A 6,705-nucleotide genomic window follows, 5' to 3' on the forward strand; every position below is an offset into this window, starting at 1 on the left:
GCTCCGGCGTCAGACGCGGGAACGCCCCGCACTGGTCCGGCGTCTTGCGGATCGCGCCATGCCTGTGCTCGGCCGTGCTCATCAGACCAGGGCCTCGTGGACGTGGCACCAGCGCCAGTCCTCCTGACTGGAAGGACTGCACGACAGGGTGACCTGCGCTTCTCGCGTGCCGCCTGGCGTGCGGTGGCTGCCCAGCCACGCCGCACGATGGCTTCTTCCGTTCCCGTGTCGACAGGGTCGGCACAGACATCGCCCGAAACCGCGGCGAGCCGGTGTTCGGGTCACCGAATTCAGCTCTGTCTTGGCCTTGTCCGGAACCGCGAACTTTCTTGCGCACCGTGGCACACGCTCTTTCCTGGTCGGCGGCACGGTGCCGCCGAACGGCTACGGCAATACGGAGGCCAGCGAGTTCGGCAGACCGGATTTGAGGTGGTCCCACTCGCCTTCGCTGACGTGGCGTTCCAGAACCTCCAGCACGGTGCGCACGACTCGTTCGATGCCGCCGTCGACCGCATAGGGAAAGTCGTCCCGGACGCGCTGGAGGAATTTCTCGCCGCTCAGCTTCACCGGGGTCTCGGACGGCTTCCATCCGTCGTAGTAGACGCCGCGGATCAGGGTCGGAAGCTGCGCCCCGAAGTGCGCGGCCCCGTCGACGGAGAGCCGGTCCCGTAGCCCGTGCAGGACGGCGCGCAGTGCGGCGTACGACTGCTTCCGGCGTTCCTTGGGCCAGCCGTTGGCCTCCTCGATTTCCCTGAGGAGCCGGTTGGCCTTGTCCACCATGGTGTCGAAAGAGGAGAAACCCGTTTCGGTCATCTCATGGCTCCTTTCCGTTCCGGGAGCGCCCCACGGTTCTGGACCGTTGTCACGCACCGCCGGGCTCCTCGGCTCAATGACCGCCGCTCTCGTTGATCTCGGTGATCCGGATGTGACGGGACTTGGTGACCTCCGCCTTGGGGACGCTGACCGTGAGCACAGCGGCCGACATGTCCGCTGAGACCTTCTCGGCGTCCACCTCTGCGGGCAGTCTCAGCCGGTACTCGAAGGCACCGGTCCGGCGGGTGCCGTTGCGCAGGACGCCCTTGCGCTCCTTTTCCTTGATCTCTCCGGTGACCACCAGGTCCTGTCCATTGGCCTCGACGTCGATGTTCTGGCTCTTGACACCAGGGAGTTAGATCTCGACCTCGAAGGCGTCGTCGGTCTCTGTGACGTCCGCGAGTGGGGGCCACGCGGCTGCGGACGCGGCGCCGTCCACCGTGGACTCGAGCAATCCGCTCATCTGAGTGAGCAGTTCGTCGAATTCAGTCAGCGGATTGCCGGCCCACCCGAGGCGCCGCTCCGTTGTTCCGCCACTGCGGTGGCTCCGCAGGGGCATGACCATCGCCCTTCATCTCCGTCTTCTCGTGGGTTCGCGGCAGGCCGCCTTCTTCACCCGGCGCGGCGGACCGGCCGGGCGAAGGTGCCTGCTTCGGTAGAGGAGCTCATGGTTCGCACCTGGGAACATGCAGTTCTGTTCTGCGCGCCCGGGGGGCTTCCGCGGTGGTCCATCGTGTTCACCCTCCTGCAGTGGTTTGCCGGCCGCCATCGCCTGCTCGACTCCCCAACGCAGGACATGCGTGGGTGCCGCGCCGGCCTTGCCGGCGAGGTCACCATGCGGCAGGAGCCGCACCAGGTGGCCCACGCCGGGTTCCTACCGGTGCGCACGGAGAGTCTCGAGCACTCCCCAGGGTGACAAACCGGGTGGCTCCACGCCTGCGTCTGGCGAGTCAGGAATGCACAGGTCCGGTCGCCCCACGAGTACGAGAGGAAGGATCCACACATCTCGGGTAAGCCGGCCCGTGAGCGGGTACGCGATATGTCGCTCGGTTCTCTGAAGGCTTCGAGGGACGGAGTGATCCCATGGTCGGCAGTCGGGCGCACAGCCTGGACTACCGCTACTGCCACCGGAAGGGCAGTCCTCCGCGGGGCAGCGCCGGGCGGCACCGCACGGCCGCGCGCGGAGTACCCCGCCCGCCCGCCCGCACCCCAGCCGACCATGTCCTCCACGAACTGCTCGCGCTCTCCCGCGCCCTGTTCTGCACTCCGGACGAAGTCGAGATCCTGCGCTTGGCCATGGACCACGTAGCCGCCGCGGGGCCATACAGTGCCGAGGCCGGATACCTCAAAGTGGACGGCGACCTGGTCCCCAGTCCAAGGGACGGGCAGATGCCTGCCTTGGCCGTGAGCCGGAGGGTGCGGGAGCTGGCCGGGCAGGACGGCAACGTGACGGTACCCGGCAGGCCCTGGGGCCGGGCCCTGGGGCTACGCGGACTTGAGGGACTCCACGGCTACCTCGTGGTGACGTCCCGCTCCCGGCCCACCGATGCCGAGTACGCTCTGCTCGCCACGCTCGTCCGGCACACCGCTGCTGCACTGTCACTCGCTTTCGCACATCGCCGCCGACGCGAGGACGCGCTGGAGCTGCACCGACTGAGGGACGAACGCACAGCCCTCCAGCAGCAACTGATCTCTGTGGTGGCTGAGCTGGGCTATGAGCGAGCCGTTCACGCGCTCATGGCCGGCGTCGCTGCCTCGGGTGGCGGCGAGGAAGCCGTCACCCGCGCACTGCACGGGCTCACTGGACTTCCTGCGCTGCTCGAGGACCGCTTCGGTCGGCTGAGGTCCTGGACCGGGCCCAGCCGCCCCGTCCCCTATCCCGAACCGGACCCCGTGCGCCAGGACGAAATGCTGCACGCCGTCGCCCGTCAGGTCGGGCCGGTGCGGATAAGGGACCGGCTGATCACTCTGATCCGCCCGCACGGCGAGATCCTGGGCGTGCTGGCCCTGGTCGATGCCCGGGACGAGGCCGACGAGCACACGGTGCTCGCGCTGGAACACGCTGCCGCGTCACTCGCCCTGGAGCTGGCGCACCTGCGCAATCTGGCCGAAGTGGAGCTGAGGCTGCACCGCGAGCTGGTGGACGACCTCCTGGCAGGGACGGACGAGACGAGCGCCTACGCCCGGTCCGAGGCAGTCGGACACGACCTGCACCGCAGCCACTACGTCGTCGTGGTGCAGTGGTCGAACCGGACCGCCGACGATTCCTTCGCGCAGACCGTGGGGCGGGCGGCCTCTGCCGTGGGCATGCGCTCGCTGCTGACCCGACGCTCCGACCACGTCGTCCTGGTCGCCGACGACAGGCCGCACGCCCGCGCGCTGTACGAGGCGCTCGCCCGGGAGACCGGAACACGGTGCGGGACGATCGGGGTGAGCGCCCCTTCCGACTCCCTGAACGACATCCCCCACCACTACCAGGAGGCGCAGCGCGCCCTGGACGTGCGCCGCCACTCCCGCGAGCGCTACGGCACGACGTTCTTCGACGAGCTCGGCCTCTACCGCATCCTGGGACCCGGCAACGATTACCGGGAACTGGAGACGTTCGTACAGGAGTGGCTCGGGCAGCTCATCGACTACGACTCCCGGCACCACGCGACCTTGGTGGAGACCCTGTCCCGGTACTTCGACTGCGGCGGCAACTACGACGAGACCGCAGAATCCCTCGCGATCCACCGCAGCACGCTGCGCTACCGGCTCCAGCGCATCCGCGACATCAGCGGCAACGACCTCGCGAACGTCGAGGACCGGCTGAACCTCCAGGTGGCGACCCGAGTGTGGAAGATCATGCTGGGCGGCCCCGGCTGACGCCTCGTTGGAACTCCTGTGGGGTGGTGTCAGCAGCGCTGCAGTGGGTGGGCCGGGCGGCGAGAGGAGCATCTGGGCCGCCCTGCAGATGCCGGGACGGCCGGCGGCGACCTGGTCGCGCAGCCGGGTGCCGGCTGCGGAGTCCTGGATACCGGCCGCGGTGACCAGCACCGCCAGCAGGAGGCCGATAGGTCGGTCACGACGCGTCACTTGCGGCCCACGATCTTCTTACCCGCATCCGTGCCCTGGGTGACGGAGGGAACGCTGGTGGAGGCCTTCAAGTCCGTGCTCGGGCGGCAGGCGGAGGTCCAGGCGTGGCCGCGGCGCTCGAAGCCCCGGCCTGCAAGAACCGGGCTCATGTGTTGGCCTTCTTGATGCGTCTCCAGCAGACAAGCTGCAGGCGACGGTGATGAAGGCGCCGTGGACTTCGGTGCGCCGCTCCCGGCGGACAGCGGGACGACCAGGGCGCGAGCTCTCGTTGGCGGCCCCCGGTTGGCGTCCTGGTCGGAGAGCCCCGACCGCTCCGCCTCCTTGCGGGCCCTCGCGCGCTCGGTGTCGTACTTGTTGCTCCCGGGTTCGGGCACGACGATCACCTCCTGCCGGGCAGGGTCCTCCTGGCCCAGACCGGCAAACCGGGGGAAATCCGGCGGGTGAAGGAGGTGAGTGAGCGGCCCATGCCGGTTACCCGGGTGGCCCAGGAATTCCGGCTGACGAGGAACTGCCGCCACCGGAACGCCGCGCGCGGCGTCGTCCCGGGGTCATGATCTGTCGCGGGCGCGGTGAGGCGGTGCGACAGGATCCATCTCCACCTGCCGCGGTCACCGCCACCCCTCGAGACGGCGCACACGGTCACCGCTGTTGCCTACCCGGCGCACCGCGGGTCCCGGCCGTGGCAGGGTAACCGGGGGTGGGCGGCATGGGGCGGGGTACATGACACCCTGTTCGCGGCCATCGTCTACGTCCTGGTCAGCGGCTGCGCCTGGCGGTCACTGCCACCATGCTTCGGGATTTCGAAGTCGACTGCCCACCGCCGGTTCCTCACTTGGTCCAGAGCCGGGGTGTGGGGCCGCCTGCACGACGCCGTCCTGCACGGGCTCGACGACGCCGGTCTCGTCGGTGTCTCGGCCGGCAACACCCACGACAGCGAAGGGCTGACGCCCGTGGTCGAGGGTCACCGGGACCACTACTTCAAGCCCCAGCGCCTACACGCGGACAAAGCTTACGACCGCGCCGACCTACGGAAATGGTTACGTGGCAAGCGCATCGGGGTGCGGATCGCACGCAAAGGCATCGAGTCCAGCGAGCGATTGGGCCGCCGCCGCTGGGTGATCGAACGCAGTCAGCCCAGCACTTCTTCGATCGGGGCGTCGGCGTCCACGTAGCGCACGAGCTTGCGGTTCGCGAATTCCACGATGCCCACGTCGCCGAGTTCGCGCCCGTAGCCGGAGCGCTTGATGCCGCCGAAGGGCAGCTCCGGTCGGGACGCGGTCGGATGGTTGATCCACACCATGCCCGCCTCCAGCCGGTCCGCGACTCCGCGAGCACGTTCCGGGTCGGCGGCGAAGACCGCGCCTCCCAGGCCGTAGGGGGAGGTGTTGGCCAGTGCCACCGCCTCGTCCTCGTCGGCGACCCGGTAGACCGTGGCGACGGGGCCGAAGAGCTCTTCCCGGTAGGCCCGCATGTCCGGTGTGACGTCGGTGAGAAGGGTCGGCTCGACGAAAGCGCCCGGCAGGTCGGGCCGCCCGCCGCCCAGCACCACCGTGGCTCCCTTGTCCACCGCGTCACGAACCTGCTCCATCAGGAGTTCGGCCGCGGCCTCGGAGGACAGCGGGCCGAGCGTGGTGGCGGGGTCGACCGGATCTCCCGGTTGCACCTCGCTCATCCGGTCACGCAGCCCGGTGACGAAGGCGTCGTAGACGTCGGCATGGGCGATGAAGCGCTTGGCCGCCACGCAGCACTGCCCGGTGTTGCCCATCCGGCCGAGGAACGCGGCGTACACGGTGCGCTCGAGGTTGTGACCGTCCAGCACGACGAAGGGATCACTGCCACCCAGCTCGAGGACGGACTTTTTGACATTGCGGCCGGCGATCTCGCCCAAGCTCACGCCCGCCCGCTCGCTTCCGGTCAGTGACGCTCCCTGCACTCGAGAGTCATCGATGATCTTCCCGACGTCTCTGCCCCGCACGAAAAGATTGGTGTAGACCCCGCTCGGCACACTCGCATCCGTGAACAGCTGCTCAAGTGCCAGTGCGGCCTGGGGGCAGCTACTCGCGTGCTTGAGCAGGATCGTGTTGCCGAGGACGAGGTTCGGACCCGCGAATCGGACGACCTGGTACAGCGGGAAGTTCCACGGCATCACACCGAGAAGGACGCCGAGCGGCTCGTTCACCAGCACGGCCGTGCCCTCGGGCACCGGCAGGGGGCGTTCTTGCAGCAGCTCGGGGCCGTGCTCGCCGTAGTAGGTGAGGATGTCGGACGCGAGGTCGACCTCTGCACGGCTCGAGTTGATCAGCTTGCCGACCTCAAGGGTCAGGAGGTGCGCCAGTTCCTCCTTGCGCTCCCTCATGAGCCGGCCGGCGCGTTGCACGAGGGCTCCCCGGTCGGCCGTCGACCGGGCACGCCAGTTTGGAAAGCTACAGTGCGCCGCGTCGATCGCGCGCCCTACGTCCTCCGCGCTCAGCGCCGGGAACTCACGAACCCTTTCACCGGTGTACGGGTTGACCGTGGCGATGGGGCTTCCCTGGGCAGTGACATGGGCGTCCATGACGCCTCCCTGGAGTCGGGGCACCTCGGGTTTCCACGCCCGGACCCGCTCACACGTGCTGATTCGTCCCATGCCACGGCAAGCTGTGGCGCCCGGGTCCTCTGTGGTTCACGTCGAATGCGCAGAGTCGCCGCCCGAGTTCGGCTACGTCGGCGCTCTCGTGACTCCTCCCCATCATAAATGAGGGGGCTTCTCGCTAGGCCGGTTGGGCTTCGCGACGGGCCAGCCCGGCCCGTAGAACGTTCAGGGCGCCCACGGTGTCC

Annotated in this window: 4 protein-coding genes and 2 pseudogenes; 2 read left to right on the forward strand and 4 right to left on the reverse strand. The window is 68.8% G+C overall.

The window, feature by feature from the left end:
- Positions 1-384: 384 nt before the first annotated feature.
- Together ACWEN3_RS11835 and ACWEN3_RS11840 are read right to left on the reverse strand one after the other, a co-directional pair.
- Positions 385-813 carry a DUF2267 domain-containing protein gene (locus ACWEN3_RS11835; RefSeq protein ID WP_452968852.1) on the reverse strand — a complete coding sequence of 143 codons (429 nt, stop codon included), beginning with the start codon at positions 811-813 and terminating at the stop codon, positions 385-387.
- Positions 814-886: 73 nt separating this feature from the next.
- A pseudogene (locus ACWEN3_RS11840) lies at positions 887-1,156 on the reverse strand (Hsp20/alpha crystallin family protein); the annotation flags it as partial.
- Between the two features lie 740 nt (positions 1,157-1,896).
- Here ACWEN3_RS11840 and ACWEN3_RS11845 point away from each other — a divergent pair.
- Positions 1,897-3,678 (forward strand): PucR family transcriptional regulator, encoded by a 1,782-nt coding sequence (locus tag ACWEN3_RS11845; protein ID WP_452968854.1) that lies wholly within the window; start codon positions 1,897-1,899, stop codon positions 3,676-3,678.
- 206 nt (positions 3,679-3,884) lie between these two features.
- Here ACWEN3_RS11845 and ACWEN3_RS11850 read toward each other — a convergent pair whose 3' ends face one another.
- Positions 3,885-4,037: a hypothetical protein gene (locus ACWEN3_RS11850; protein ID WP_452968857.1), complete on the reverse strand. Its 153-nt coding sequence runs from the start codon at positions 4,035-4,037 to the stop codon at positions 3,885-3,887.
- Between the two features lie 561 nt (positions 4,038-4,598).
- Between ACWEN3_RS11850 and ACWEN3_RS11855 the strand changes: the two are divergent.
- A pseudogene (locus ACWEN3_RS11855) lies at positions 4,599-5,018 on the forward strand (transposase); the annotation flags it as partial.
- On the opposite strand, the gene ACWEN3_RS11860 reads toward ACWEN3_RS11855, so the two are convergent.
- Positions 5,018-6,442, reverse strand: a complete 1,425-nt coding sequence (locus ACWEN3_RS11860) for an NAD-dependent succinate-semialdehyde dehydrogenase (protein ID WP_452968859.1) — start codon at positions 6,440-6,442, stop codon at positions 5,018-5,020. The pseudogene ACWEN3_RS11855 and the gene ACWEN3_RS11860 sit on opposite strands and share 1 nt — an antisense overlap.
- Positions 6,443-6,705: the final 263 nt, after the last annotated feature.

It is taken from the genome of Streptomyces sp. NPDC004561 (assembly GCF_053602155.1).

Bases quoted from the DNA above. Each gene is read 5' to 3' on its own strand.
- ACWEN3_RS11850 (WP_452968857.1), bottom strand. From the start codon at position 4,037: ATGAGCCCGGTTCTTGCAGGCCGGGGCTTCGAGCGCCGCGGCCACGCC.
- ACWEN3_RS11845 (WP_452968854.1), top strand. From the start codon at position 1,897: ATGGTCGGCAGTCGGGCGCACAGCCTGGACTACCGCTACTGCCACCGG.
- ACWEN3_RS11860 (WP_452968859.1), bottom strand. From the start codon at position 6,442: ATGGACGCCCATGTCACTGCCCAGGGAAGCCCCATCGCCACGGTCAAC.
- ACWEN3_RS11835 (WP_452968852.1), bottom strand. From the start codon at position 813: ATGACCGAAACGGGTTTCTCCTCTTTCGACACCATGGTGGACAAGGCC.